Here is a 25,188-nt window from a genome sequence, read left to right as displayed (position 1 = left end):
GAAGATGTGTTTTGGTGTACAATTAAGATACGGATAAATACATTCTCTTGTTTTTTAAGAATGCGTTTCTGTACTAATTTAACATAGTTTTTTAATTTAATCAATGATAATAAGATAAACCTTGGTTCCGTGTGTGATGGAACTGAGGTTTTTTTGTTGTCTTTTAAGAGGGAAGAGCGATCATTGTCAGTTTTTGTCGGTAAGTCGATATAATTGAAAAATCGCTGATATAATTAGATCCGGAGAACGGATCATATAATTTCATTTACCGAATCTGAACGTAATTTACCGCAAAGAGAGGGCATACAAAAAAAGCTCGGGCCTAAGCCCAAGCTTTTTTCACTTCATTATTTCTTTTCGTCTTTTTTAGCGTCAGCTTTTGGTTCTTCGAAAAGATCTTTCAAATCTTTATCGTCAACTTTTACGTCAGCTTTTTTGATTTCTTTCATCATAAGATCGTTCATAAATTGAGCATCTTGTGCTTTCTTTTGAACAAGGTCTTTTTTGATGTCGCCTTTTACTTCATCAAATGGTTTTTGTTCTTTAATATCTGTTACTTTAATGATGTGGTAACCGAATTGTGATTTTACAGGTTCGCTTACTTCATCTTTTTTCATTTTAAAAGCTGCGTCTTCGAATTCTTTAACCATTTTACCAGCTGTAAAGTAGCCAAGGTCTCCGCCTTTTTCTTTTGAACCAGTATCGTCAGAGTATTGTTTCGCTAACTCTTCGAAAGATTTACCTTGTCCAAGCTCTTCTTTAACCTTTTTCGCAGTAGCTTCATCTTTTACAAGAATGTGGCTTGCTTTAATTTCAGGCTTGTAGTTTTCTTTTAGTTCTTTATCAGTAATTGTTTTTTCAATCGCTTGTTCTTGAGCTAATGAAGCGCGAACGCCATTTTTAACTGTTTCTTCTTTAAGACCTTGTTGTTTCATTAGTGTATCGAATTGGTCACCGACTTGCTTTTTCATTTCATCGAACTTTTTGTCCACTTCTTTGTCATCGACTTTGTAGTTTTTAATAAGTACTTTTTCCATAACCATGTTATTTAGTACTTGTTTACCAGCTTGTGTCTTCATTTGAGTGTAGAACTCTTCTTTAGTGATGTCACCAGCTTTAGATGTAACAATTTTGTCTGATGATGATGGTGTTCCACATGCTGATAATGCGATTACACTTGTTGCGGCTAAGGCAAGCATAGCTTTCTTCATTCAATAAACACTCCTACTATTATGTATTTTTAATTTATCCCGTACAAATGAAGAAACGCCTTATGATAGGTTATTTTCGTTCATAAGAACCTGATTAAGTCTCACTGATGTCTTTGCTTTTTTTATATGTAAAAGCACGCTTAACAGGGCTTACCGAGGCTTTAGGATAAAGTTTAGATGCGTGTCGTTTATTTCATAGTATAAGCAATATGTACAAAATTTAATATATCATATTTCGACGAGTTTTCCTATTGATAAAGAAATTTTAACCAGTTTGTGTCAGATTTTGAAAGGGTACCATATTGGGCACATGTCGCATATACAGAAAAGAGGAGGGGATGGGGGATGAATTCAAAACTTATTTTATTACTTGTACTATTTATTTTATTAGTTATAGTAGGTATAATTTGCTTATAGAGGAAAAAATGAGGAAGGACTTCCTTCCTCACTTTCCATGAAATATAATTTCTACATAACTAGAAATTAATAGAATGGTAATACATACGTTAATAACTCGAAAGACACCGGGCTGGCGGCTCGCAGATATTTGTTTTCGCTCACACAGTGTATGTGTCATGAAATTCGTGTAAAATATAACAAGAAGTGCGAATGCGACAAAGACAACGGTTATAAGAGTCATGAGGCGAGACCTCCTTTTGGCTAAAATACATATACTTTATATATTGTATCATACGATATTTTGTTCGTGTTACAAAATTCAGAAATAGAAGACTTTGTGTTAGGAAGCGAGGGAGAAAATGGACGTTGTAAGAAGACTAGAACAAGCTGAATACTACGTAGACCTACTATTTAAAATGATTGATGAAGAAAAGTGTCCATTTTATTCTTTAATCATAAAGAAAAAAGCTCGTAAAAAAGACATTGAACGTATACTAAAACTTTGTGAAAAGCTGAACGAACAATATGTAGTGGAGAAAGCAGAAGGCCTTCTATTGTTTGATGCGCTATTAGATCAATTTGAAAAAGCGCTTCCACATCAGCTCGAAGTACACGAAACTGCGGAAGCGCTAGCAAAACAAGGTTTATTTAAGCCACTTATGAACGAATTCTTAAGCGTGATTGCGAAAAAATAAATAGATTATTTCTTAACTAACTTTTGATCGGATTCCGTAAAGTTCTCCTCGATATCTTCTAATGATTTCTCAAAAATATCGATGAAGTCTTGTCCATAAATATTACGCAGGATTGCAATCAGTTCGATATTTTCTGGGAATTTACCGTAAAAATTACGAAGTTCAAGTGCTCCATTAAAAACAGAATTATTTTCAGGATCATACTCCTCCATTAAGCGAAGTAGTAATTCTTCCCCTTTGTCTGTAATTTCAATGTACGTATTTCGTTTATCATCTTCTTTTTTTGAGAATATAAGATAGCCGCGTTCTTCAAGCTTTTTAGAGAAGTTAAACGCCGTTGATACGTGCATAACTCCAAACTTAGCAATCTCAGAAATAGAAGCCCCTTTTAAATGATAAGCGATGGTTAAAATATGATGCTCGTTAATGTTTAAATCGTAAGGTTTAATCCACTGTTGCCAATCTTTCTCTACGCATTTCCATAACGCTTTCGATAATTGAGCAATACGTTGGCTGAAAATCATCGCTTCTTTTACCGAGTAATTTTTTTCTCCACTTTTCATTTACTCACCCACTTTAACATTCTTTTTCATTATTATCTATTATGCCAGTAAAATAAAAATTAATAAAGTCTTTTTGTGAGAATTGTGAAAATTTTTCGGAAAAACAACATTCTATACAAATCATGCATAACTATGGAAGCGTTTTACGAGTCGAGAATACATGTGTTGTCTTTACATGTTAAGGGATAACATATATTGTAAATGCATAAAAACACGACATATCTATGTGATATGCCGTGTTAAGGTCAATTCGTATGAAAAATATTTGTTATATGCAAAAAACTAAGCAGGAATATGTTTACGCTTTTTCTGGAACGGCTTCTTGTAGTTTCTCAATTGACTTTTGAATGTCTAAAATTTCTTTTTCAATATGTCGTTTGTTTTGAGAAATATCGTGTTTCCAGTTAGAAAGCGTGTCATGCATATCGTCTTTTAGTTCTTGGAATACTTCTTTACCTTCTGAAGCAGTTTCAACGATTTGACGCTTTAATAACTTTGTATCAGCTGTAATATCAGCTAAAGTCTTTTTAATATCAGTTCCTTTTTCTTTCAGCTTACCGCGCATAGCTTTACCAGAAGAAGGAGTTGAGAAAAGAACGGCTAGCCCAGCAACTGCTCCGCCGCAAAGTACACCTGTAATAAAGGATTTAGCTTTTGACATAAAAGGAAACCTCCTTATTTTTCGTTCGTATTCATGATGTATAAAAGTGTGCATATCTTTAAGACAAGGGGAAGAAAAGTAAGCTTTTCTCTCTTGTACATGCTATGCACAAAAAATCATATCCCCGGCATTTTTTATGAAGAAATAAGCCATTCAATAAATGCCAGAGGAATCGGCTTGATATGTATTACTTCTTATTATAGTGGCACTATTTCACACTATTTGCAATTGTACTTGCGATGTTTTGTAAATTTTCCATTGTATATTCATTTTGGTGTGATTTCCAAACAGCACCGAAACCATCGTTTTCACCGTAGCGTGGAATTAAATGAAGGTGGAAGTGGAATACAGTTTGTCCAGCTTTCTCGCCGTTATTGTTAAGTAGGTTGAAGCCAACTGGATTAAATTCTGCTTTCATTGCATTTGCGATTTTTGGAACGACAGCAAAAATATGTGATGCAATTTCTGGCGTTAACGCAAAAATGTCTTGTTTGTGAACTTTCGGAATAACAAGAGTATGTCCTTTTGTTACTTGACTAATATCTAAAAATGCAAGTACATGTTCATCTTCGTATACTTTTGAGCAAGGGATTTGCCCGTCAATGATTTTACAAAAAATACAATTGTCCGCTGTATGATTCATCGATCTCATCCTTTCAAATAGTCTTAGCCGTATTTTACCATAATTACATAGGAGAACAAACACGAAAAACAGGAAGCTGACTCAGCTTCCTGTTTTCTGAAGAGGGATTGAAAAAACATTTTTTATAATTTACGGTTCGCAGACACCTCATTTATATAAGAAATACATGGTAAATCGGCTGAAATATCTACCGTAGACACCCCATTTTCAAGTGAAATGAAATTGCAATCTTTTATTAAATGAAATTGTTAGTGTTTAAAACAGTATATGCTCTTTCACAGACACCTCATTTATATAAGAAATACACGGTAAATCGGCTAAAGTCTCTGCCGTAGACACCCCATTTTCAAGTGAAATGAATTGCAATCTTTTTATAAAATGAAATTGTTTATTTTATAAAACAGTATATGCTCTTTCGGAGACACCCCGTTTCGAAAATGAAACAAATTATCTGGTTATGTGTAAATTTCATTGTCCAATTTGGACACCCCATTTCATGATGACTTCACTATGTTGTTGTACTCATCAATTGGTGGTTGCTTTTTCAAGTGTGTTCCTTCTTCCCTAATTATGATGTCCGCTTTCGTAAAAATATATGCGAAGAAATTTAAATTTTTTTTGGAGACATCGATACTATGTAGTACAGCGCAATTTTTGGTAAGATGAATATAGAATGAATATCAATGAAGAAAGTGGTGTCGTATGAGCGAGTTATTGCGTGTAGAAAATGTTACAGGAGGATATACGAAACGACCTGTACTGCAAAATGTTTCGTTTTCTGTTAATAAAGGCGAACTTGTCGGCTTAATCGGTTTAAATGGAGCCGGGAAGAGTACGACAATTAAACATATCATCGGTTTAATGGAACCGAAAAAAGGAACTGTCACAATTAACGGGAAAACAATTCGTGATGATATGACAGCGTACCGTTCTAGTTTCTCCTTCATTCCAGAAACGCCAGTATTATATGATGAGTTAACGTTAGAAGAGCATTTGAAATTAACAGCGATGGCGTACGGTGTAGATGAAAAACAATATGAAGAACGCGTAGGACAATTATTACAAGAATTTCGCATGAAAAATCGCTTGAAATGGTTTCCGTCTCATTTCTCAAAAGGGATGAAACAAAAAGTGATGATTATGAGTGCATTTTTAGTTGAACCATCACTGTACATTGTGGACGAACCTTTCGTTGGGCTTGATCCGTTAGCGATTCAATCACTTCTTCAAATGATGGATCAAATGAAAAAGAGTGGTGCGGGCATTTTAATGAGTACACATATTTTAGCGACAGCAGAGCGCTATTGTGATTCATTTATTATTTTGCATCAAGGTGAAGTGAGAGCGATGGGAACATTATCAGAACTGCAATCACAATTTAATATGCCTGGTGCAACGTTAGATGATATTTACATTGCATTAACAAAGGAAGAAGATTATGAATAGCACAGCGTTATGGAAAGAACGATTTCGGCAATTTCTAAAAGAAGTTCGTACATATAGTAAATACGTATTTAATGATCATTTGAAATTTATTTTCGTATTTATCATCGGCGCAGGAGCGTATTATTACCAGCAATGGTTACAAACGTTAACACCTTCGTTTCCGACAGCGATTGTTATGGCAGTCTTACTTGGCCTTGTATTAACAGCTGGATCCATACAAACGTTATTAAAAGAAGCGGACCTCGTTTATTTACTGCCAGTTGAAGAAAAGTTAAAGCCTTATTTTACGAAGGCATTTCTCTTTACGTTTATGATTCAGTTATACATAATCGCAATGGTAGCAGCTGCGCTTGCCCCGTTATACTTCCAGCAAATGAAACAAACAGGAGCGGCTTACATATGGATTGTAATCGCGTTTGTCATTGTAAAGGCGTGGAATTTATTCGTAGCGTGGGAAAAATCATTTTTAACAGATCAAAGCGTTCAAAAAGCAGATTGGTTCATTCGCTTTATCTTAAACGGCGTATTTGTGTACGTCCTTGTAGAACGTACTTCAGTCATTTTTACCGGTGTGATTGTCTTTTTAATGGCGCTATACCTTGCTGTTATGCATCAAAAGGTGAAGGGAAAGCCGCTAAACTGGGAGTATTTAATTTCTGAAGAAGGTAAAAAAATGATGCTGCTGTACCGCATTGCGAATATGTTCGTTGATGTACCAGCGTTAAAAGAGAGAGTATCACGCAGGAAATGGCTTGATTTCATTCTTTCGATAATTGGTGAGAACCGTACATATTTATACTTATATACGAGAACGTTTTTAAGATCAGGTAACTATTTCGGCTTATATATGCGTTTACTCGTTCTTGGTGGAGTCATTCTTTACTTCATCCCATTTTTATATGGACGCTTTATCGTAAGTCTTATTTTCTTATACTTAATCGGTTACCAGCTATTAACCCTTTGGAAACATCACCGCATGAAAATTTGGCTTGATTTATATCCAGTAGGTGGAGACGAGAAGAAGAGAGATTTTCTTACTTTATTAAATGCGATTCTTATCATTGGTAGCGTTGTATTTACAATTATATTTGCACTTGCGACGAAAGATTTCATAATGACCGGCATTTTATTTGTCGTAAGTATAATATTTAGTATCGGTTTCGTTTACCAGTACGGGGCGAAACGAATTGAGCGTTTAAACTGAAAGGAATGAACCTATGATTACATATGAAGAGAAGGTTATAAAAGAATTGGAGCAGTGGAAAGCTACATTCATGAAAGATTCTTCTATGATGACACGGTTCTCTAAAAAAGTGCAGGTGAAAGTGCAACAACTAGTGCCCGCGAAAGTGCAAAAGGTACTAACAGAAACGATTCGGATGATGGTGCAAACAATTAGCGCTGGATCAAACTTCATAAAACCGAAGCTAAAAGAAACGAACTGGTCACTGCAAAGAAGAGATGATGAAGTACGTAAAAAAATGGATGAGTACAAAAAAGTTGCAGCGGCAGAAGGGGCAGGAACAGGAGCAGGTGGTATTCTCCTTGGCCTTGCCGATTTCCCGTTATTACTTACTATTAAAATAAAATTTTTATTTGATGCAGCAACATTGTACGGGTTTGATACGAGTAAAAAAGAAGAGCGTCTTTTTATTCTTCACGTTTTCCAGCTTGCTTTTTCGAGTGATGACTATAGAAAAGAAGTATGGAAAGCAATTGAAACGTGGGATACAGAAGAAGAAAATCATATGGACTGGGAAAAGTTCCAAACAGAATACCGAGACTATATCGATTTAGCAAAAATGCTTCAGCTCGTCCCAATCATCGGCGCCCCGGTCGGAGCATACGCAAATTATCAATTATTGCAAAGGCTTGGGGAAGTGACGATGAATTGTTATCGTATGCGCTTGCTTAATAGAAATTAATTTGTTTTACAAAAAGCATCCTAAATTACACATTTAGGATGCTTTTTTTATTTTTATTCATATTTTTAATTTTTTTACCAATAATATACAAATAAAGTTACTTGAGCTTACTTTACTGTATTTAGGGGTGCAAAATATGAAAGTATCAATATTTATTACTTGTGTTGCAGATGTTTTTTATCCAGAAGTAGGGAAAGATGTTGTGGAAATTCTTGAAGATTTAGGGTGTGAAGTTGATTTTCCAAAAACTCAAACTTGCTGCGGACAACCTGCTTATAATAGCGGGTATGTTAAAGAAACAAAAACAGCTGCAAAACATATGATTGAAGCCTTTTCCAGTTCAGAATATGTTGTGGCACCATCGGGGTCTTGCGCTATGATGGTTCACGAGTTTTCTAGCTTATTTTCTGAAAGTGAAGCGGAGTGGAAGAAAAAAGCTACTAAACTTGCCAATAAAACGTATGAATTCACACAATTTCTCGTTGAAGTATTAGGGAAAGAAGACTTAGGTGCGGAGCTTCATAAAAAAGCAACGGTTCATACATCTTGTCATATGAGCCGATTAATGGGGATTAAGGAACCGCCGCAAAAATTATTAAAATGTGTAAAGGGACTGGAAGTTGTTTCACTGCCGCATAATTATGATTGCTGCGGATTTGGAGGGACATTCTCAGTGAAAATGCCAGAAATTTCTGAGCAAATGGTTGAGGAAAAAGTAAAGTATATTATGGAAACCGGTGCGGAAGTGTTAATTGGGATGGATTGTAGCTGTTTAATGAATATAAAAGGATGTTTAACACGCAATGGTTATCAGATTGATGTAAAACATATTGCTCAAGTATTAAATGAAGATCGAAAACAAGGGGGGATATAGAGATGGGAATGAAAATTGGGAACGATCCCTTTCATAAGCGCACTAAAACAGGCATTGGGGATCCATTTATGCGACAGGCTGTCAGGAAAGCGCAAGATGGTCTGAGAATCAAGAAATTAAAAGCTACTGAGAGTCTTGGAAACTGGGAAGAATGGCGAGCTTTAGGAGAAGAAATTCGAAAGCATACATTAGAAAACCTTGATTATTATTTATATGAGCTGAGTGAAAATATTGAGAAAAACGGTGGTTTTGTTTATTTCGCAAAGACTGCAGAAGACGCAAGGGAATATGTAAAAGGGATTGTAAAAAAGAAAAACGCGAAAAAAATTGTGAAATCAAAATCGATGGTAACGGAAGAGATTAGTTTAAATGAAGCGATTGAAGAAGCTGGAGCGGAAGTGTTAGAAACAGATCTTGCTGAATTTATTCTACAAGTGAACGACCACGATCCTCCATCACACATTGTTGTTCCGTGTCTTCACAAGGATAAAGAACACATTTGTGAAATATTTAAAACAAAGTTAAATTATACTGGAACATCTGATCCTACGGAAATGGCGAGGTTTGTAAGATCATATTTACGGGATGATTTTTTTGCAGCGGATATAGGGGTGACTGGATGTAACTTTGCTGTTGCAGAGTCGGGGTCAATTTCTATCGTAGCAAACGAAGGAAATGCAAGGCTTACTACGACACTTCCGAAAACGTTGATTACAGTTATGGGGATGGAACGTATTGTTCCGACATGGGAAGAGCTTGATGTTTTAGTAACACTGCTCTGCCGAAGTTCTGTAGGACAAAAGTTAACAAGTTATATTACAGGGTTAACTGAGCCTGGCGGGACAGATGGACCTGAGGAATTTCATTTAGTCGTTGTTGATAATGGTCGTTCCGATATTGTAGGAACAGAATTCCAAAGTGTCCTTCAGTGCATTCGTTGCGCGGCATGTATTAATGTGTGTCCTGTATACAGGCATATTGGTGGACATGCATATGGCTCTATTTATCCAGGACCAATTGGAGCTGTGTTAACACCGCTTTTAGGGGGATATGATGAATATAAGGATTTACCTTATGCATCTAGTCTTTGTGGTGCTTGTACAGAAGCGTGTCCAGTGAAAATCCCGTTACACGACTTATTAATTAAACATCGCAGCCGCATTGTAGAAGAAAAACAATCACCTGTAGCTTGGAACGTGGCTATGAAAGGTTTTGAAAAAGTGGTGAAGAGTCCTAGACTATTTTCTTTTGCTGCGAAGAGCGCTCCGTATGCATTAAAACCGCTCGCAAAAGGAGATAAGATTGAGCGCGGCATTGGACCGTTAAAAGCTTGGACGGACGCGAGAGATTTCCCAGTTCCGAAAAAACAACCGTTTCGAGAGTGGTTTGAAAAACACGTAAAGGAGAACGATGATGGCCATCCAAAATCGTGAGGAATTTTTACTCCAATTATCAGAAAAGCTTGGTAGGAAACGTCCAGAAGCAGTGGAAAAACCGAAATGGTCTTTTTCCCCGCAGTGGAATGTTTTTGACGGACTGGCGCAAGACGAACTTGTATTAAAGTTAATAGAGCACTGCGAAGTAATTCATACAGAAGTAAAGCGAACAACAAAGGAAAATCTTGTTGAAACATTGGGGTCTTTTATAAAAGAATGGAATATCAAATCTGTTATATGTTCGAATGATGAGCGCTTTAATGAGTATGGTCTTACGCCATGTTTCAGCAATGAAGGTACAACACATTTTCGTACATGGGGATTAGATCATAAAGAAGAGGACATAAAATTTGCGAAAGCTGCTGACCTTGGCATTACGTTCAGTGATATGACTTTGGCAGAATCAGGAACCGTTGTACTATTTAATGACGGGTTAAAAGGAAGACATGTGAGTCTTCTTCCGGAGTCATATATTGCAATCGTTCCTAAAAGTACGATTGTACCAAGATTAACCCAAGCTACAAAACTGATTCATAATCAAAATAAAGCGGGAGAAAACTTGCCGGCTTGTGTGAACTTCGTTTCTGGTCCGTCAAATAGTGCGGATATTGAAATGAACCTTGTCGTAGGTGTGCATGGGCCAATTAGAACAGCGTATATTATTGTGGATGATCAATAATGATTTACGTGTGCGAGTTGGAAATATAGATGAAGCATTATAAGAATACTGAAAATAGAAAGCGCTGGCTGTTAAATATAACCGGGGCTTTCTATTTTGTGTGCCCTTACTGGTGAAGAAATCTTAAGAAGGAAAATTTTAATCTCTGTTTCAGTTTTCTACGCTACTATAACTAACTGAATTGTGTCTTTTCTTAGAAGCTAAACACACTATAACTAGCTCCAATTATAATGAATACGATAAAGAGCAGAATGATTGACACTCCCACCCCTAAAGGGGCCAGCTGACTAACGTCAGTGGGATTCTTGCTACCAAAGGCGAAGTCCATTTCTGGTATCGCTGACGTGCAAGATTGCGGTGTGCCATCACCACTCCCACAACAGACCATATAGGTTCGTGGGCTACGGTACTGTGACCATACCGTACAGATTGTAGGTTCTCAAATGTTTTTACGTCTTTTGCATGACGACTTAATACATTTTACGGAGTAGAAAAATTGGCTACCCCAACCTCATATGTATTCTGTTTTCAGAGAACAGTCGTTTTAGAGTCTTTTGCATGACTATGGGTAAAGTATACCATGTTTTGCTATGCAAAAACGATGCTTTCATCCCACGTCTAAAGACGGACTAAAGTCCTGCGTGGGCTTTCCCGTATCGTAAATTCTGTAATAAAAGCCCACTACTACCACTCTTACCATCTTCACCGCCGCCGCTATCACCTTTACCGCCAGATCCCATATGAAAATCCTCCTTATCGTTATACATTGTTTTTACTTTATATTTTTCTAGGTTCATCAAGAAGTTCCTTTTAAAACTCTAATTAACTTGCAAATCATTCCTTTTCATTTTACAATTTATTTACCGACCGGTAAGTAAAAATAGAAGAGGTACAGTATGACAAAAAATTTACAAACATCGCAGCACATTGTAGAGGCATCATTTAAACTAATGGCCGAGCATGGCATTGAGAAGATGAGTCTTTCAATGATTGCGAAAGAAGTAGGCATATCAAAGCCAGCTATTTATTATCATTTTCCGTCTAAAGAAGCTCTAGTTGACTTTTTATTTGAAGAAATATTTTCTGGATATTATTTCGTCAATTACTTCGATAAAGAACAATATACGAAAGAAAACTTTGCAGAAAAGTTAATTGCAGATGGTTTACATATGTTGTCTGAGTATAAAGGTCAAGAAGGCATATTACGCGTCATAAATGAATTCATCGTAACTGCGACGCGAAATGAAAAGTACCAGAAACGCTTATTTGAAATACAAAAAGATTTCTTAAATGGATTCCACGATTTATTAAAGCAAGGTGTGGAACTTGGTGTTGTGTCACAACATGCAACAGAAGAAAACGCGCATACGTTAGCGCTCGTTATTGATAATATGAGTAATTACATATTAATAGGATTCCAGTTAAAGTATAAAGAAATTTGGATTCAAAATGTGAAAAACGTAATGAAGGGGGGATAAAGGTGAAAATGCAAAAAAACTGGTGGCTCGGTTTTCTGGGATTTGTGGGAGTGTATAAAATTCCAGGTATGATTGAAGCTTTTCAAGCGGATAAAGGTTGGTTCGCATTAATTAGTTTAGTTTGGCTACTTTGGTTCGGATATTTTATTCCTGAGAAAAAAGAGGGTAAACAATAAAATTTCAATTTTATGTAAAGTTATGTAAAATGTAGATTAAGAGAATTCATATATTAGATTACTAGACTTGGAGTGGTTATATGGAGGCATTGAAAAATGAAATTCACCCTGACATGATCAAGGTGTGGAAAGTTCGGGCATTAATTGAAGAAGGGATAGGTATTCTCGTCATTTTAGTATACCTTTTCCTCATGATAAAGTTTGATTGGTGGGCGTGGATTTTGTATGTGATGGTTGGATTAACAGTTGCGCTAGTACCATTTTCGTACTTCGTATTCCCGAAACTACGTCAGCGTTATTATAGCTATCAATTAAATGAAGAAGAGCTTGAAATTCAGCACGGTCTTTTCGTCGTAAAGCGCGTATTAGTACCGATGATTCGTGTACAGCACGTTACAATTGAACAAGGACCAATTATGAGAAAACATGGATTAGCAGAATTACATATTGCAACGGCAGCAACTTCTCATAGCATTCCCGGCTTAACGATGTATGAAGCAGAAATGTTGAAAACGAGAATCGCAGAATTAGCGAAAGTGAGTGATGAGGATGTATAAGAGACAGCATCCAATCACGATGTTATTAGAATTGAAATTAACAGATTTTATACCATTAATTATTTTCATGTTTAGTTTAAACGGAAAGTTCCCATTTTGGTATTTAATTCCCGCTGGATTCGGTTTACTCACCGTTTTTTCAGCGTTTGAAAAATGGTATTACACAACATACTGGGTTGAAAATAACGTATTACATGTTAAACAAGGGCTCTTTGTGAAGAAGGAGAGCTACTTAAATAAAGAACGTGTCCAAACGATTAATACGAGTTCAGGCATGCTGTATCAAGTGTTAGGACTAAAGAAAATTAAAATCGAAACAGCTGGCGGAGGCGATGATGCAGAAGTTAGCTTAGCTGGTATTACAGTAGAAGAGGCGACTGAGCTTATTGCAATGCTAAATGGGCCAACTCCAGAAGTGAAAGCAGAAGAAACATTAGAAGAAGTAGTAGAAACAGAAATTATTACAGAGGAAAAACAAGCGACAGAGTACAAGTTAACGTGGAAAGAAATTTTATTAGCGTCTATTACATCTGGTCAATTTGGATTATTATTCTCTTTAATATTTGTCGTTTATAACCAAGTGGATGAGTACATTCCGAAATGGATAAAAAATAGCGTAGAGTCGTATGTAATGGATCATGATATATATGGCTGGATTTACATGGTAGCCATTTTGCTCGTCGTTTCTTGGATTATATCCACAATTGGATATGCGTTAAAACATGGTAATTTCACAGTAAATCGAAAAAATGATGAAGTTCGTATTTCGCAAGGATTACTTGAAAGGAAAGAACTTGTACTAAAATTGCACCGTATTCAAGGGATTACGATAAAAGAAAGTATTTTACGTCAACCATTCGGTTATTGTGCTGTGCAAGTGGAAGTCATTCAAAGTAAGGGAATGGGAGAAGAGAATGACAAAGTTACACTGCATCCGATTATTCGAAAGAGTCGTGTGCAACAGTTACTCGCACATTTACAGTTACCATATGAACTGAATACAAACATTACATCATTACCAAAAGCAGCGCTGCGTCGTTACTTAATTGATAGTTTCATTTTCTTCGCAATGCTAGCAATCCCGCTTACAGGAATAAGCATATACTTTGAAAAGTATTACATCATGTGGGCTTTACTACCACTCGCTATCCTTATCTTTACACTTGGATACGCAACATTTAAAACAAATGGTTATGGTGTAACCGGAGAGCAAATTACAATGGTACATCGTAGTATTGGGAAACATACAGGACTTGTAAGAAGAAGACACGTCCAATCAATTGAAAAAACACAATCATATTTCCAGCGCCGAGCGGATTTATGTACGTATACGTTTTCTAGTGCATCATCGAATTATAAACTAGAGCATACGAGAGTAGAAGATGCGGAGAGAATGCAGGATTGGTATAAGAAGAGAATAAGTGAGAATTAATTGAAATGGCTTGCCTAGTATGAAGGGCAGGCTTTTTTGTTATAGAGAAATGAGTAGTTTGCAATTGGACTAGTTTTAGTACGCTTCTATTTCAGGGGAATTCGTGAAATTCCTGATATAAATGGTATACTAATATAGAGTAATTTTAGGAGGTTATATATGATAAGTCAGTTAAAAAGAGAAGCACTTGATGCATTAAGAGGAAAATGGGGATTAGCGGTAGGTGCAACGCTATTACTTGGAATCCTTATTGGAGCTGTTGAATTTCTAATCACAGGTGTTTTCTCAATGTTTTGGGGTTGGAAAGAAGCAAGTGATTCGCTTACAGTAAGTATTATTGCAATGCTTGTTATAGGTCCGTTAACACTGGGCGCCTATTATCTTGTTTTAAATGCAATCCGCGGGACTAGTGTTCGCATTGGTCATATATTTAGATGGTTTAGCGATGGAAGTAAGCTTCTGAAGTCGTTTTCAACATATTTATTAATGTATGTATACTTGATTCTATGGACATTACTTCTTATTATTCCGGGTATAATTAAATCATTTTCTTATGCTATGACGTATTTTATTTTGAATGATCATCCAGAATACACAGCGAATCAAGCAATTACCGAAAGTCGCCGTATGATGAATGGACATAAAATGGATTACTTTTTACTATGCTTAAGTTTCCTTGGCTGGTTCCTTTTAAGTATTCTTACGTTAGGAATCGGTTTCTTATGGTTAGCACCTTATTTCTACGCGACATCGGCAGCATTTTATGAAGAGATTTCAAAAGAATATTATAAAAAAGAAGGTACTACCTTCTAATAAACCACCTAAACCACTTATCCCCCTAAAGAATATAGGGAACAGATGGTTTAGGTGTTTTGATATGTGTTCTGTTTTCGGGTTCACTTCAGGATAAGGTATAGGTTTTTATCCCGAATTAACGGGCAGTAAAACTCCCACCTCAAAATTCAGGAGGGAGATCAACTGCCCGTAAAAGCCCGATTGGTGAAGGCTAATAATCAGTGGGGGATGAACAAAACCCCCACTGATTAAAGTTTCACTTTATATAGAAATTCTTCCCTCTATGTTTTATCATAGAGGGTTATTTTTTCATGTGAAAATGATAGAAAATAATGAATAATATATGTAAAGGAAAAAGTGAGGTGAATGAGAGTGAGCAAATTTTTAATTCCATATTCCCATTCTTTATTAAGCTTATTTATTTCAATGACGATGGTTCAAATATACGATGAGAAGGGGATTTTCGAAGGAGGGCTATTTTCTATTTTTACGAGTCTTTTTATTGCTATGGCCAACATGTTGGCTGCTACTTTGATAATTGGAATCCCTGTTGTTTTAGTTGGCTGTCTTCTTGGGGAGATATTGTTTAGGTGTGTTATTTTACCTGTAAAGCTACATTTTATTCCATCCTTAATTTTATATATTCTCTTAGCTATAAGTATTGTTTTTGGTTATGAAGTTATATCTGACGGGTTACCTACAATATATGAAAATACGCGTATTGTTGTAATGATGTACTTTATGGGACTAACTGTCATTTGCTCTATTACATTTTTAGTAAGCAGGACTACATATGAAGAGAAATAAGGTGATTATATGAAATACACGTGTCTATGCTGCGGATATAAAACATTAGAAGAAGAACCACCAGGTACATATGAAATTTGTAATATATGTTATTGGGAAGATGATCCTGTTCAGTTTAACGATCCTGACTATGAAGGCGGAGCAAATGAAGTTTCGCTAAGGCAAGCGCAGAAAAATTTCATTGCATTTGGTGCTTGCGAGGAATGTTGTGTTGGATCAGTTAGAAAGCCGGCTAGCGAAGATGTGAAGGATGCTAGTTGGAAGCAAATTTGTTAAGTGGTTTATAAGTAAAAATGATATAAAAAAAAGCATCTAGCAAAAGTACTAGATGCAAATAAAAAACACAAGGGAAGATAAATGTATTCCCTTTTCCCGTAAGTAATTATATCAAAAAAATTATAAAAAACTAGCTTTATTTTTAATATAATGAATGTGTGAAGCTATGAAAGTAAAAGATTACACTATTTTCGTAGTGTTTTATCCCGCATTAACTGCCCGTAAAAGCCCGATTGGTGAAGGCTAATAATCAGTGGGGGATGAACAAAACCCCCACTGATTATAGTTTCACTTTATTAAGAAAAGGAGTTGTGTCCATGGTTAATTTCAAACCAGAAAATTTAAACCGACTATTAAAAGTGATGCTGATTAGTGCGAATAAGTCTTATGATGCGATTAAAGAGTATGAATTTACAGGCGAAGCGGTAGTATTCCGTATAGATTTTGAGTATATAGATGTTGCTCTTATGGTTACGGATATGTTAGGAAGATCAGCTTCCAAATTTAATATTTTGCCATTTGCTCGTCCTAATACGAATGAACTAGATTACATTCAGTTTCAAGTGTATTCCATTAATGAAGGGAATTTTAAAGAAATGCTCGATACGATGTGATAACTATAATTTTACAAAACTGTATATAAAGCCTTATTTTCTGCTAATATATAATTAATAAATTCATATAATTGGAGTGATGAGATGCAGCCGTTAGAAAAGGAGATTCATTCTAATATGCTAAAAGTGTGGAGGATTCATGCTTTAATTGGGGCAGCGGTTATACTAGCAGTCGTAATTGCGTATTTCTTTTTTATGATTAACTTTAACTGGTGGGGCTGGTTGTTTGGATTGTTAGTAACGGGCGCTATTATATTTATCCCACTTGATTATTTTTTGTTTCAAAATTTACGTCAACGTTATTATAGTTACAGATTAAATGAAGAAGAGATTGAGATTCAAAAGGGAATGTTCGTTGTGAAGCGCGTACTTATTCCGATGATCCGCGTGCAGCATGTAACGATTGAACAAGGACCGATTATGAGAAAGTATAATTTAGCAGAATTACATATTTCAACAGCGGCAACTTCTCATAGTATTCCAGGTTTAACGAAAGAAGAAGCAGAGCAGTTGAAAAGCCAAATTGGAGAGCTTGCGAAAGTGAGTGATGAGGATGTATAAGAGGCAGCATCCAATCACGATTTTATTAGGTATTAGAATTGCGACTTTGTTGCCTTTTATTTTTCTTGTTCTATTTCGTTCAGATGGTGAAGTAGAGCCTTGGTATTTCTTACATCTTGTTCTTTTGGCTATATTATTTATTATGGCTATTTTTTCAGCTGTAAAATGGTATTTCAAAGTGTACTGGATTGAGAGTAATATTTTACATATAAAACACGGTGTTTTTGTGAAGAAGGAAAGTTATTTAAATAAAGACCGTGTGCAAAATATTAGTACATCTTCTAATATCATTTATCAAATGCTTGGACTTACAAAATTAAATATAGAAGTAGCGGGCGGCGGTAGTGAGCCAGAAGTGATGTTAGCTGGTATTAGAGAAGATAAAGCGAAGGAACTGATTGCTTTATTACATAAAGAGAGAAGCGTTGTGAGTGAAGAGGCGCCCGCAGAAGAAGAAAGTAAGACAGTGTATCAGTTAACAGCGAAAGAAATTTTATTCGCATCTATTACATCTGGCAGATTTGGATTAGTGTTTTCTATGTTAGTAATCCTTTACACAGAGTTTAATGAATTTCTTCCAAAATGGCTCATAAATAAAGTGGAAGCGTATGTGATGGATAACGGTGTATATGAATTAATCGTTATGGCCGCGATTTTAATGGCGGTTTCGTGGGTCGTTTCGACAGCTGGTTATGCGTTAAAATATGCTAATTTTAAAATAGAGCGAAAAGGAAATGAAGTTCGCATTGTACAAGGATTATTTGATAAGAAAGAGTTTGTTTTAAAACTACACCGCATTCAAGCGATTACTGTGAAAGAAGGAATTCTCCGCCAGCCTTTCGGTTATTGTTCTGTCGAAGTGGAAGTCATTCAAAGTATAGAATCTGCCGGGAATGAAGTGATGTTACATCCTTTTATGAAGAAGAAAGATGTACAGCAGTTACTTGCCTATTTACAGTTGCCGTATGAAATAGAAGAAGAAATCGTTCATTTCCCGAAGGCTGCATTGCGCCGTTATGTCGTAATGGGCTGGATTACAAGTGCTGTGCTCGCTGTGCCGATCGCCGGTGCGAGTATATATTTTAAACAACATACTGCGTTGTTCGTTCTTATACCGCTATTTATTGTATTTACGTTACTTGCATATGCTAAGTATAAAAGTGGTGGATATATGATACGAGAAAATCAGTTAGTAATGGTGTACCGAGGCCTTGCGAAATATACAGGAATCATGCGAAGAAGGCATGTTCAAGTAGTAGGATACAATCAGTCGCATTTTCAAAAGAAAGACGAGCTATGTACAGCTGCGGTATCGGTAGCGGGGCATAGGTATAAAGTGAAGCATATGCGAAAAGAAGACGCGCTTCACGTATATAATTGGTACAAAGAAAAAGGAAACACCGTGTAATGGTGTTTCCTTTATTTGTGTCATGATTTGTCGATAAGTCGATATATTCGAAAAATCGCCGATATAATTTCATGTACCGCGGTCTCTAAACCAAGAAACCTAAACTAACACATCAAAAGTAGTCACGAACGACGGGCGAGAGAAAATGCTTTTTTGCTGTTCTGCATGTGGATGCGCTTGTGCTTGTCCTTCTGCTTGTGCAGGATGTTTTTTATGAGCGTTTTCGAATGAACGTGATTCTGTCCAGTCTTTAAAGTTTTGCTCTGTTTCCCACATCGTTAAAATGACATATGTATCATTACTTAATGGGCGAAGAACGCGGATTGCTTGGAAACCTGGTTCGTTTTCAATAAGGCCAGCGCGGTTTTTAAAGCGGTTTTCAAATACAGGGCGACCTTCGTCTGTTACAGAAATGTTGTTACAAACGATGTAGCCAGGTTGTCCTTTAAATTCTCCAACAGCGTCTAATACGTCATACTGAAGTGCGGATTCTACAGATTCTTCAGTATTTTCTTTATAAAACATACCTTTTTCGTTATTTTTTGCAGTGAAATGTGCTTGTTCTAGAGGTGTTTCGTATGAAATAATAGCCTTCATTTTAATGCCCCCTTTATGATTTGTCTCTATTATATCAATTCTTGTGAAAAACTTCGAAGATTATATACATAAAGATACTTCTTTTTCAAATAATAAATGTACCATCATTTGGAAAGAAGGCCGATGTATGAAGAAAGCAAAGTGGACTTTATTAGGCGGGTTAGCAACGTTCGTAGTAGCGATTGTACTCTATAAACTTATTGTATTAACTGGTGGCTATATGATGGATGAAAAGCAGCTTGTTTTCCACTCTTCATCACGTATCGTTGACCAGAAAGGAAAAGAAATTACGAAATTATATGTAGAAAATAGAGAGCTCGTGCCGATCGAAGAAATTCCAAAGTACGTGCAGCAAGCATTTATTGCTGTGGAAGATTCTCGTTTTTATGAGCATCAAGGAATTGATTACCCTTCCATATTTCGGGCGCTTTATAAAGACGCTTTAGCTGGAGAGAAGGTAGAAGGCGGTAGTACGATTACGCAGCAACTAGCTAAAAATGTCTTTTTAACTCGCGAAAAAACATTTACGCGTAAATTGAAAGAGGTCGCAATCTCTCTTCAATTAGAGCAAAAATATACGAAGCAGCAAATTCTTGAAATGTATATGAACCATATTTATTTCGGTCATGGGGCGTATGGTATTCAAGCGGCGGCTAAATTGTATTTTAATAAAAATGTAGAGGATTTAACAGTGGAAGAGGGGGCGATGCTTGCAGGGCTTCCGAAAGCGCCAAATGGCTATTCACCGTACTTATCTCCTGAGAAGAGTAAGGAACGCCGTGATCTTGTTTTGTCACTAATGCATAAACAAGGCTATTTAACAGCGGAAGATAGCGTTCGTTACCAAGGAAAAACAATCGCTCTTTATAAAAATGCAGATGAACGTGAACTCGCATATATGCCGTATATCGATATGGTTATAGATGAAGCAGCACGTTTATATGGTTTATCGCATCAAGAGGTACTACGCGGAGGATATACGTTTGTCGTACCGATGGATGAAAAAGTTCAAAAGGTAGCATATAACCAGTTTCAAGATGCGAAAAATTTCCCTGGTAAAGAAAACGGGGCGCAAGGTGCATTTTTATTAATGGATAACCAGACTGGCGGAATTAAAGCCGCGATTGGCGGAAGAGAGTATGTTCCGAGAGGGCTTAATCGTGTTTTTGCAAAGCGGCAGCCTGGTTCTGTTTTAAAGCCACTTATCGTATATGGACCTGCACTCGAGACGAAGAAATATAATCCATATTCTTTATTAACGAATGAAAAAAGTTCGTTTGAAGGTTATGAACCTCGAAATTATAATCATGAGTATACGCAAGAGATGACGATGTACGATGCGGTATTAGAATCAGCAAATGTGCCAGCTGTATCTTTATTAAATGAATTAGGGGTAGATGAGGGAAAGCAATATTTAGAGAAAGGGAATGTTCATATTGCGGACTCAGGTTTAAGCACAGCACTTGGCGGGCTAAAAAATGGTGTTTCTCCATTTGATCTTGTCAAAATGTACCGATCTTTTTTAGCAAACGGGAATATTATAGAACCGCACGTTATTGATAAAGTGTTAAATAGACACGGGGCAGTCATTGGAGAATCATCAAAAGCTGAAACGAAAGTCTTTTCGAAGCAAACGGCATGGTATATGACAAAGATGCTTGAAGGAGTTGTGAAAGAAGGTACGGCGAAAGCTGGTGTATATAATGGAGCTTTAGCTGGAAAAACAGGCACAACTTCACTGCCGAATGATGACCATGGTGCGCGTGATATGTGGTTCGTTGGATATACACCAAATTTAGTAGGTGCAGTTTGGATTGGCTATGACCGCACCGATAAAGAGCATCAATTACAAGATGGAACTGCATCTGCAACGATGTTATTTAAAAAGATTTTAACGAAAGCAAATATACAAGATAAAGCGAGTTTTCATAGGCCAAAAGGTGTTGAAACAATTGGACTGCCAATTCGTTTAGATAAGATTCAAAACGTGGAAGCAAAACTAGCTTTTAGTCCTTTCGGTTTATTTGCAATGAAACTAAGCTGGACACCGCTTCCTGATGAGCGAATTATGTACCGGATTTATAAAGTTGAAAAAGGAATTCATACGCACGTTGGAACGGTAAAAGGAACAGGTAAATATGAGGAAAAGTTTATTAATATATTCTCAAAACCAAGTTTTTACGTTGTGCCATATAACACACAAACGAACCGTGAAGGAGAAAAGTCAAAAGTAGCTAAACCGTAGTTTTTCTCTGTGCTATAATAAGAATGTTGTGAAAATAGTAAACGGTTTTACGAACGTTTGTGTCAATTTAATGAACAACGTACATAATGTTATGCATTTTGTTTTTACAAGCTGTATAGTAAAAAAAGATAAATATTGGAATAGAGCATATTTAAAGAAAAAGCATTGGTAAGGAAGGGAGCTAGGGTCTTGGTAAGAACTATAAATGAGACATTTTTAAAAGCATGTAGGGGGGAACGTACAGAGTATGTACCAGCATGGTATATGCGTCAAGCAGGTCGTTCACAGCCGGAATATAGAAAGATAAAAGAGAACTATTCTTTATTTGAAATTACACATAATCCAGAGTTGTGCGCTTACGTTACGAAGTTGCCAGTTGATCAATATAACGTAGACGCAGCAATTCTTTATAAAGATATTATGTCACCACTACCTGCAATTGGTGTTGATGTGGAAATTAAATCTGGTATTGGCCCAGTTATCGATAAGCCAATCCGTTCTTTACAAGACGTAGAAAAACTAGGGGAAATCAATCCAGAAGATGACGTACCTTACATATTAGATACAATTCGTTTATTAACGACAGAAATGTTAGATGTACCGTTAATCGGTTTTTCAGGAGCTCCATTTACGTTAGCGAGCTATATGATTGAAGGCGGTCCTTCTCGTAACTATCATAATACGAAAGCGTTTATGTATGCAGAGCCGAAAGCTTGGTTCGCTTTAATGGATAAGCTTGCAGATATGGTTATTACATATTTAAAAGCGCAAATTAACGCAGGAGTAAAAGCTGTTCAAATTTTCGATTCTTGGGTTGGAACAGTAAATGTAGCGGATTACCGCATATTTATTAAACCAGCGATGGAACGTATTTTTGCAGAAGTTCGCACGATGGGTGTTCCAATGATTATGCACGGTGTTGGTGCTGGACACTTAGTGAATGAATGGCACGACTTACCGCTTGATGTAGTAGGTTTAGATTGGCGCTTATCAATCGAAGAAGCACGTGCGCGCGGCGTTCATAAGGCGGTACAAGGAAATATGGACCCTTCATTCTTACTAGCACCTTGGCCTGTTATTGAAGAACATGTAAAAGGTATTTTAGATCAAGGGATGAAGCAGCCAGGTTACATCTTTAACTTAGGTCACGGCGTATTCCCAGAAGTAAATCCAGATACATTAAAACGCTTAACTACATTTATTCATGAGTACTCTAAAGAACAGTTAGCGAAGTAAAGGAGATTGTCTGTATGAAAAAGAAAATTGGTTTGCTTGTAATGGCATACGGAACGCCATATAAAGAAGAAGATATTGAACGTTACTATACACATATTCGCAGAGGAAGAAAGCCAAGTCCTGAAATGCTAGAAGATTTAACAGAGCGTTACCGTGCAATTGGTGGTATTTCTCCTTTAGCTACTATTACATTAGAGCAAGCTAAAAAGTTAGAGACGCGTTTAAATGAAATGCAAGATGAAGTAGAGTACCATATGTATCTTGGTTTAAAACATATTGAACCGTTCATTGAAGATGCAGTACAAGCTATGCATAAAGATGGAATAGAAGATGCAATTGCACTCGTTCTTGCCCCTCACTATTCTACTTTTAGCGTGAAGTCGTATGTAGGACGAGCGCAAGAAGAAGCAGAAAAACTTGGAAACTTAACAATTCACGGCATCGATAGCTGGTATAAAGAACCGAAATTTATTCAGTATTGGGTTGATGCAGTGAAAGGTATATATAACGGTATGTCAGAAGCAGAACGTGAAAAAGCTGTGTTAATCGTATCTGCACATAGCTTACCAGAAAAAATTATCGCACTTGGCGATCCATATCCAGATCAATTAAATGAAACAGCTGACTATATTGCACGCGGTGCTGAAGTAGCAAATTATGCAGTTGGCTGGCAAAGTGCCGGAAATACACCAGATCCTTGGATTGGTCCAGATGTACAAGATTTAACGAGAGAACTAAATGAAAAGTACGGATACAGTTCATTCGTATATGCACCAGTTGGATTTGTTGCGGAACATTTAGAAGTTTTATATGACAATGACTTTGAGTGTAAAGTTGTAACGGATGAAATTGGCGCGAAATATTATCGTCCAGAAATGCCAAACGCATCGGACGCATTTATCGACTGTTTAGCAGATGTTGTATTAAAGAAAAAAGAATCTGTAATGTAAGTAGAAAGGGGGAGCTTACTTGAGGAAAAAAGTTGTGATCATCGGCGGTGGCATCACAGGATTAACAACAATGTATAACTTACAAAAAGAAATTCGTGAAAAAAACTTGCCGATAGATGCATTGCTTATAGAAGCGTCCGGTAAACTTGGCGGGAAAATTCAAACCGTTCAAAAAGATGGATTTACAATTGAACGTGGCCCTGATTCTTTCTTAACAAGAAAAGAGAGTGCAGCTAAATTAGTGAAAGAATTAGGACTTGGCGATGAACTTGTAAATAATAAGGCCGGTCAATCATTTATCCTTGTAAACAATCGGTTACATAAAATGCCGAGCGGTTCAATGATGGGAATTCCAACGCAAATTACGCCGTTTCTATTTTCCGGATTGTTCTCCCCAATTGGTAAATTAAGAGCTGGTTTTGATCTGTTAATGCCTAGATCAAAACCAGTATCTGATCAATCACTCGGGCAGTTTTTCAGGCATCGCCTTGGAAATGAAGTCGTTGAAAATTTAATTGAGCCATTATTATCTGGTATTTATGCAGGGGATATTGATGAAATGAGTTTAATGTCAACATTCCCTCAAATTTATCAAATTGAACAGGAGCACCGTAGCATTTCACTCGGTATGCGTACGCTCGCTCCAAAGAAAGAGAAGGCTGAATTGAAAAAGGGAATCTTTAAAACTGTGAAAACCGGTTTAGAATCTATAGTAGAATCTCTTGAAGTGAAGATTCCTAATGATATGGTAATGAAGGGAACTCGTATTGAAAAAGTTATAAAACTTGGTGATAGTTATACGATTACTCTTAGTAACGGAAAAGAAATGGAAGCAGACGCGATTGTAGTTGCGACGCCGCATAAAGTATTGCCGTCTATGTTTGCGCAGTACAAGCAGTTTCGTTTCTTCCGTAACATTCCGTCTACATCTGTTGCAAACGTGGCACTTGCTTTCCCGAAGTCTGCAATTCAGCGTGATATTGAAGGTACGGGATTTGTCGTATCAAGAAATAGTGATTATACGATTACAGCGTGTACGTGGACACATAAAAAATGGCCACATACAACGCCAGAAGGAAAAACGCTTCTTCGCTGTTACGTCGGACGCCCAGGTGATGAAGCGATTGTTGAACAAACTGATGAAGAAATTGTGCAGCTTGTACTCGAAGACTTACAAAAGACAATGGATATTACAGAGGATCCAGAGTTTACAATTGTAAGCCGCTGGAAAGAAGCGATGCCTCAATATACAGTTGGCCATAAAGAGCGAATGAAGAAGCTCACAACATTTATGGAGGAAGACTTGCCAGGTGTGTATTTGGCAGGTAGTTCTTACGCTGGTTCTGGTCTTCCGGCTTGTATTGAGCAAGGCGAGAGAGCGGCAAAGTGTGTGTTATCTCATTTAGAGAAAGAAATGGAAACCGAATTAGTCGCACATTAAAATAGTTCAAACAAAACGCCTTCAATTATATTGAAGGCGTTTTGTTTATTGGATAAAATACCTGTTAGTCAATAAACCTATAT

28 protein-coding genes are annotated in these 25,188 nt (G+C 36.7%); 21 read left to right on the top strand and 7 right to left on the bottom strand.

Features of this window, described 5'->3' with window-relative positions; translation table 11 throughout:
• Window positions 1-347: 347 nt before the first annotated feature.
• Complete coding sequence (gene prsA, locus ACE38F_RS22800) at window positions 348-1,211, bottom strand: peptidylprolyl isomerase PrsA (RefSeq protein WP_375370308.1); 864 nt, start codon at window positions 1,209-1,211, stop codon at window positions 348-350.
• Window positions 1,212-1,656: 445 nt separating this feature from the next.
• Window positions 1,657-1,851, bottom strand: coding sequence for a hypothetical protein (locus tag ACE38F_RS22795; protein ID WP_000172693.1), 195 nt, complete (start codon window positions 1,849-1,851; stop codon window positions 1,657-1,659).
• 118 nt (window positions 1,852-1,969) lie between these two features.
• On the opposite strand from ACE38F_RS22795, the gene ACE38F_RS22790 reads away from it, so the two are divergent.
• Window positions 1,970-2,305: a DUF1878 family protein gene (locus ACE38F_RS22790; RefSeq protein WP_375370307.1), complete on the top strand. Its 336-nt coding sequence runs from the start codon at window positions 1,970-1,972 to the stop codon at window positions 2,303-2,305.
• 5 nt (window positions 2,306-2,310) lie between these two features.
• On the opposite strand, the gene ACE38F_RS22785 is transcribed toward ACE38F_RS22790, so the two are convergent.
• From ACE38F_RS22785 to ACE38F_RS22775, 3 genes are all read right to left on the bottom strand, one after another.
• Entirely contained in the window at window positions 2,311-2,868 is a 558-nt protein-coding gene (locus tag ACE38F_RS22785) for an HTH-type transcriptional regulator Hpr (protein ID WP_002134805.1), read from the bottom strand.
• 298 nt (window positions 2,869-3,166) lie between these two features.
• Entirely contained in the window at window positions 3,167-3,529 is a 363-nt protein-coding gene (locus ACE38F_RS22780) for a YtxH domain-containing protein (protein ID WP_375370306.1), read from the bottom strand.
• 208 nt (window positions 3,530-3,737) lie between these two features.
• Window positions 3,738-4,172 (bottom strand): HIT family protein, encoded by a 435-nt coding sequence (locus ACE38F_RS22775; protein WP_001016832.1) that lies wholly within the window; start codon window positions 4,170-4,172, stop codon window positions 3,738-3,740.
• A gap of 702 nt (window positions 4,173-4,874) precedes the next feature.
• Between ACE38F_RS22775 and ecsA the strand changes: the two genes are divergently transcribed.
• The 6 genes from ecsA to ACE38F_RS22745 all read left to right on the top strand — a co-directional run bounded on the left by ecsA (window position 4,875) and on the right by ACE38F_RS22745 (window position 10,532).
• Window positions 4,875-5,618: an ABC transporter ATP-binding protein EcsA gene (ecsA, locus tag ACE38F_RS22770; RefSeq protein WP_105586545.1), complete on the top strand. Its 744-nt coding sequence runs from the start codon at window positions 4,875-4,877 to the stop codon at window positions 5,616-5,618.
• Entirely contained in the window at window positions 5,611-6,822 is a 1,212-nt protein-coding gene (locus ACE38F_RS22765; RefSeq protein ID WP_375370305.1) for an ABC transporter permease, read from the top strand. Before ecsA ends, ACE38F_RS22765 begins: the two co-directional genes overlap by 8 nt.
• A gap of 13 nt (window positions 6,823-6,835) precedes the next feature.
• A complete protein-coding gene (gene ecsC / locus ACE38F_RS22760) occupies window positions 6,836-7,543 on the top strand; it encodes an ecs operon protein EcsC (RefSeq protein WP_002011122.1) in 708 nt (235 codons plus the stop codon).
• Window positions 7,544-7,679: 136 nt separating this feature from the next.
• Window positions 7,680-8,417, top strand: coding sequence for a (Fe-S)-binding protein (locus ACE38F_RS22755; RefSeq protein WP_375370304.1), 738 nt, complete (start codon window positions 7,680-7,682; stop codon window positions 8,415-8,417).
• Window positions 8,418-8,419: 2 nt separating this feature from the next.
• Window positions 8,420-9,850, top strand: a complete 1,431-nt coding sequence (locus tag ACE38F_RS22750) for a LutB/LldF family L-lactate oxidation iron-sulfur protein (protein ID WP_375370303.1) — start codon at window positions 8,420-8,422, stop codon at window positions 9,848-9,850.
• Window positions 9,831-10,532: a LutC/YkgG family protein gene (locus tag ACE38F_RS22745; protein WP_375370302.1), complete on the top strand. Its 702-nt coding sequence runs from the start codon at window positions 9,831-9,833 to the stop codon at window positions 10,530-10,532. Before ACE38F_RS22750 ends, ACE38F_RS22745 begins: the two co-directional genes overlap by 20 nt.
• 629 nt (window positions 10,533-11,161) lie before the next feature.
• Here the strand turns inward: ACE38F_RS22745 and ACE38F_RS22740 are convergent.
• Window positions 11,162-11,272, bottom strand: coding sequence for a sporulation protein YjcZ (locus ACE38F_RS22740; RefSeq protein WP_375370301.1), 111 nt, complete (start codon window positions 11,270-11,272; stop codon window positions 11,162-11,164).
• Window positions 11,273-11,428: 156 nt separating this feature from the next.
• Between ACE38F_RS22740 and ACE38F_RS22735 the strand changes: the two genes are divergently transcribed.
• From ACE38F_RS22735 to ACE38F_RS22690, 10 genes are all read left to right on the top strand, one after another.
• The gene (locus ACE38F_RS22735; protein ID WP_375370300.1) at window positions 11,429-12,010 is read left to right on the top strand and encodes a TetR/AcrR family transcriptional regulator; all 582 of its coding nucleotides are present in this window, start codon (window positions 11,429-11,431) and stop codon (window positions 12,008-12,010) included.
• Window positions 12,011-12,012: 2 nt separating this feature from the next.
• Entirely contained in the window at window positions 12,013-12,186 is a 174-nt protein-coding gene (locus ACE38F_RS22730; RefSeq protein WP_375370299.1) for a hypothetical protein, read from the top strand.
• An 80-nt stretch (window positions 12,187-12,266) separates the two neighbouring features.
• On the top strand, window positions 12,267-12,743 hold the full coding sequence (locus ACE38F_RS22725) for a PH domain-containing protein (protein ID WP_375370298.1): 477 nt from the start codon (window positions 12,267-12,269) through the stop codon (window positions 12,741-12,743).
• The gene (locus tag ACE38F_RS22720; RefSeq protein ID WP_375370297.1) at window positions 12,736-14,175 is read left to right on the top strand and encodes a PH domain-containing protein; all 1,440 of its coding nucleotides are present in this window, start codon (window positions 12,736-12,738) and stop codon (window positions 14,173-14,175) included. The genes ACE38F_RS22725 and ACE38F_RS22720 overlap by 8 nt, the downstream gene beginning before the upstream one ends.
• Before the next feature lie 159 nt (window positions 14,176-14,334).
• Window positions 14,335-14,988, top strand: coding sequence for a DUF975 family protein (locus ACE38F_RS22715; protein WP_375370296.1), 654 nt, complete (start codon window positions 14,335-14,337; stop codon window positions 14,986-14,988).
• Between the two features lie 354 nt (window positions 14,989-15,342).
• A complete protein-coding gene (locus tag ACE38F_RS22710) occupies window positions 15,343-15,777 on the top strand; it encodes a hypothetical protein (protein ID WP_375370295.1) in 435 nt (144 codons plus the stop codon).
• Window positions 15,778-15,786: 9 nt separating this feature from the next.
• Window positions 15,787-16,053 carry a CPCC family cysteine-rich protein gene (locus ACE38F_RS22705; protein ID WP_375370294.1) on the top strand — a complete coding sequence of 89 codons (267 nt, stop codon included), beginning with the start codon at window positions 15,787-15,789 and terminating at the stop codon, window positions 16,051-16,053.
• 317 nt (window positions 16,054-16,370) lie between these two features.
• Window positions 16,371-16,667 (top strand): protoporphyrinogen oxidase, encoded by a 297-nt coding sequence (locus tag ACE38F_RS22700; RefSeq protein WP_215555487.1) that lies wholly within the window; start codon window positions 16,371-16,373, stop codon window positions 16,665-16,667.
• Between the two features lie 84 nt (window positions 16,668-16,751).
• Window positions 16,752-17,228: a PH domain-containing protein gene (locus tag ACE38F_RS22695; RefSeq protein ID WP_375370293.1), complete on the top strand. Its 477-nt coding sequence runs from the start codon at window positions 16,752-16,754 to the stop codon at window positions 17,226-17,228.
• The gene (locus ACE38F_RS22690; protein ID WP_375370292.1) at window positions 17,221-18,636 is read left to right on the top strand and encodes a PH domain-containing protein; all 1,416 of its coding nucleotides are present in this window, start codon (window positions 17,221-17,223) and stop codon (window positions 18,634-18,636) included. Before ACE38F_RS22695 ends, ACE38F_RS22690 begins: the two co-directional genes overlap by 8 nt.
• 99 nt (window positions 18,637-18,735) lie before the next feature.
• Here ACE38F_RS22690 and hmoB read toward each other — a convergent pair whose 3' ends face one another.
• Entirely contained in the window at window positions 18,736-19,233 is a 498-nt protein-coding gene (gene hmoB, locus ACE38F_RS22685; protein WP_375370291.1) for a heme-degrading monooxygenase HmoB, read from the bottom strand.
• 127 nt (window positions 19,234-19,360) lie between these two features.
• On the opposite strand from hmoB, the gene ACE38F_RS22680 reads away from it, so the two are divergent.
• The 4 genes from ACE38F_RS22680 to hemY all read left to right on the top strand — a co-directional run bounded on the left by ACE38F_RS22680 (window position 19,361) and on the right by hemY (window position 25,105).
• Window positions 19,361-21,478 (top strand): transglycosylase domain-containing protein, encoded by a 2,118-nt coding sequence (locus tag ACE38F_RS22680; protein ID WP_375370290.1) that lies wholly within the window; start codon window positions 19,361-19,363, stop codon window positions 21,476-21,478.
• Window positions 21,479-21,667: 189 nt separating this feature from the next.
• Window positions 21,668-22,714, top strand: coding sequence for a uroporphyrinogen decarboxylase (gene hemE / locus ACE38F_RS22675; protein ID WP_215555492.1), 1,047 nt, complete (start codon window positions 21,668-21,670; stop codon window positions 22,712-22,714).
• A 14-nt stretch (window positions 22,715-22,728) separates the two neighbouring features.
• A complete protein-coding gene (gene hemH, locus ACE38F_RS22670; protein ID WP_002158974.1) occupies window positions 22,729-23,664 on the top strand; it encodes a ferrochelatase in 936 nt (311 codons plus the stop codon).
• 19 nt (window positions 23,665-23,683) lie between these two features.
• Window positions 23,684-25,105, top strand: a complete 1,422-nt coding sequence (gene hemY, locus ACE38F_RS22665; protein ID WP_215555493.1) for a protoporphyrinogen oxidase — start codon at window positions 23,684-23,686, stop codon at window positions 25,103-25,105.
• Window positions 25,106-25,188: the final 83 nt, after the last annotated feature.

It is taken from the genome of Bacillus altaicus (genome assembly GCF_042136375.2).
GTDB classification, from domain to species: Bacteria; Bacillota; Bacilli; order Bacillales; family Bacillaceae_G; genus Bacillus_A; species Bacillus_A cereus_U.
This window is presented reverse-complemented; position numbering and strand designations above follow the sequence as displayed.

Bases quoted from the DNA above. Each gene is read 5' to 3' on its own strand.
- prsA (WP_375370308.1), bottom strand. From the start codon at position 1,211: ATGAAGAAAGCTATGCTTGCCTTAGCCGCAACAAGTGTAATCGCATTA.
- ACE38F_RS22795 (WP_000172693.1), bottom strand. From the start codon at position 1,851: ATGACTCTTATAACCGTTGTCTTTGTCGCATTCGCACTTCTTGTTATA.
- ACE38F_RS22790 (WP_375370307.1), top strand. From the start codon at position 1,970: ATGGACGTTGTAAGAAGACTAGAACAAGCTGAATACTACGTAGACCTA.
- ACE38F_RS22785 (WP_002134805.1), bottom strand. From the start codon at position 2,868: ATGAAAAGTGGAGAAAAAAATTACTCGGTAAAAGAAGCGATGATTTTC.
- ACE38F_RS22780 (WP_375370306.1), bottom strand. From the start codon at position 3,529: ATGTCAAAAGCTAAATCCTTTATTACAGGTGTACTTTGCGGCGGAGCA.
- ACE38F_RS22775 (WP_001016832.1), bottom strand. From the start codon at position 4,172: ATGAATCATACAGCGGACAATTGTATTTTTTGTAAAATCATTGACGGG.
- ecsA (WP_105586545.1), top strand. From the start codon at position 4,875: ATGAGCGAGTTATTGCGTGTAGAAAATGTTACAGGAGGATATACGAAA.
- ACE38F_RS22765 (WP_375370305.1), top strand. From the start codon at position 5,611: ATGAATAGCACAGCGTTATGGAAAGAACGATTTCGGCAATTTCTAAAA.
- ecsC (WP_002011122.1), top strand. From the start codon at position 6,836: ATGATTACATATGAAGAGAAGGTTATAAAAGAATTGGAGCAGTGGAAA.
- ACE38F_RS22755 (WP_375370304.1), top strand. From the start codon at position 7,680: ATGAAAGTATCAATATTTATTACTTGTGTTGCAGATGTTTTTTATCCA.
- ACE38F_RS22750 (WP_375370303.1), top strand. From the start codon at position 8,420: ATGGGAATGAAAATTGGGAACGATCCCTTTCATAAGCGCACTAAAACA.
- ACE38F_RS22745 (WP_375370302.1), top strand. From the start codon at position 9,831: ATGGCCATCCAAAATCGTGAGGAATTTTTACTCCAATTATCAGAAAAG.
- ACE38F_RS22740 (WP_375370301.1), bottom strand. From the start codon at position 11,272: ATGGGATCTGGCGGTAAAGGTGATAGCGGCGGCGGTGAAGATGGTAAG.
- ACE38F_RS22735 (WP_375370300.1), top strand. From the start codon at position 11,429: ATGACAAAAAATTTACAAACATCGCAGCACATTGTAGAGGCATCATTT.
- ACE38F_RS22725 (WP_375370298.1), top strand. From the start codon at position 12,267: ATGGAGGCATTGAAAAATGAAATTCACCCTGACATGATCAAGGTGTGG.
- ACE38F_RS22720 (WP_375370297.1), top strand. From the start codon at position 12,736: ATGTATAAGAGACAGCATCCAATCACGATGTTATTAGAATTGAAATTA.
- ACE38F_RS22715 (WP_375370296.1), top strand. From the start codon at position 14,335: ATGATAAGTCAGTTAAAAAGAGAAGCACTTGATGCATTAAGAGGAAAA.
- ACE38F_RS22705 (WP_375370294.1), top strand. From the start codon at position 15,787: ATGAAATACACGTGTCTATGCTGCGGATATAAAACATTAGAAGAAGAA.
- ACE38F_RS22700 (WP_215555487.1), top strand. From the start codon at position 16,371: ATGGTTAATTTCAAACCAGAAAATTTAAACCGACTATTAAAAGTGATG.
- ACE38F_RS22695 (WP_375370293.1), top strand. From the start codon at position 16,752: ATGCAGCCGTTAGAAAAGGAGATTCATTCTAATATGCTAAAAGTGTGG.
- ACE38F_RS22690 (WP_375370292.1), top strand. From the start codon at position 17,221: ATGTATAAGAGGCAGCATCCAATCACGATTTTATTAGGTATTAGAATT.
- hmoB (WP_375370291.1), bottom strand. From the start codon at position 19,233: ATGAAGGCTATTATTTCATACGAAACACCTCTAGAACAAGCACATTTC.
- ACE38F_RS22680 (WP_375370290.1), top strand. From the start codon at position 19,361: ATGAAGAAAGCAAAGTGGACTTTATTAGGCGGGTTAGCAACGTTCGTA.
- hemH (WP_002158974.1), top strand. From the start codon at position 22,729: ATGAAAAAGAAAATTGGTTTGCTTGTAATGGCATACGGAACGCCATAT.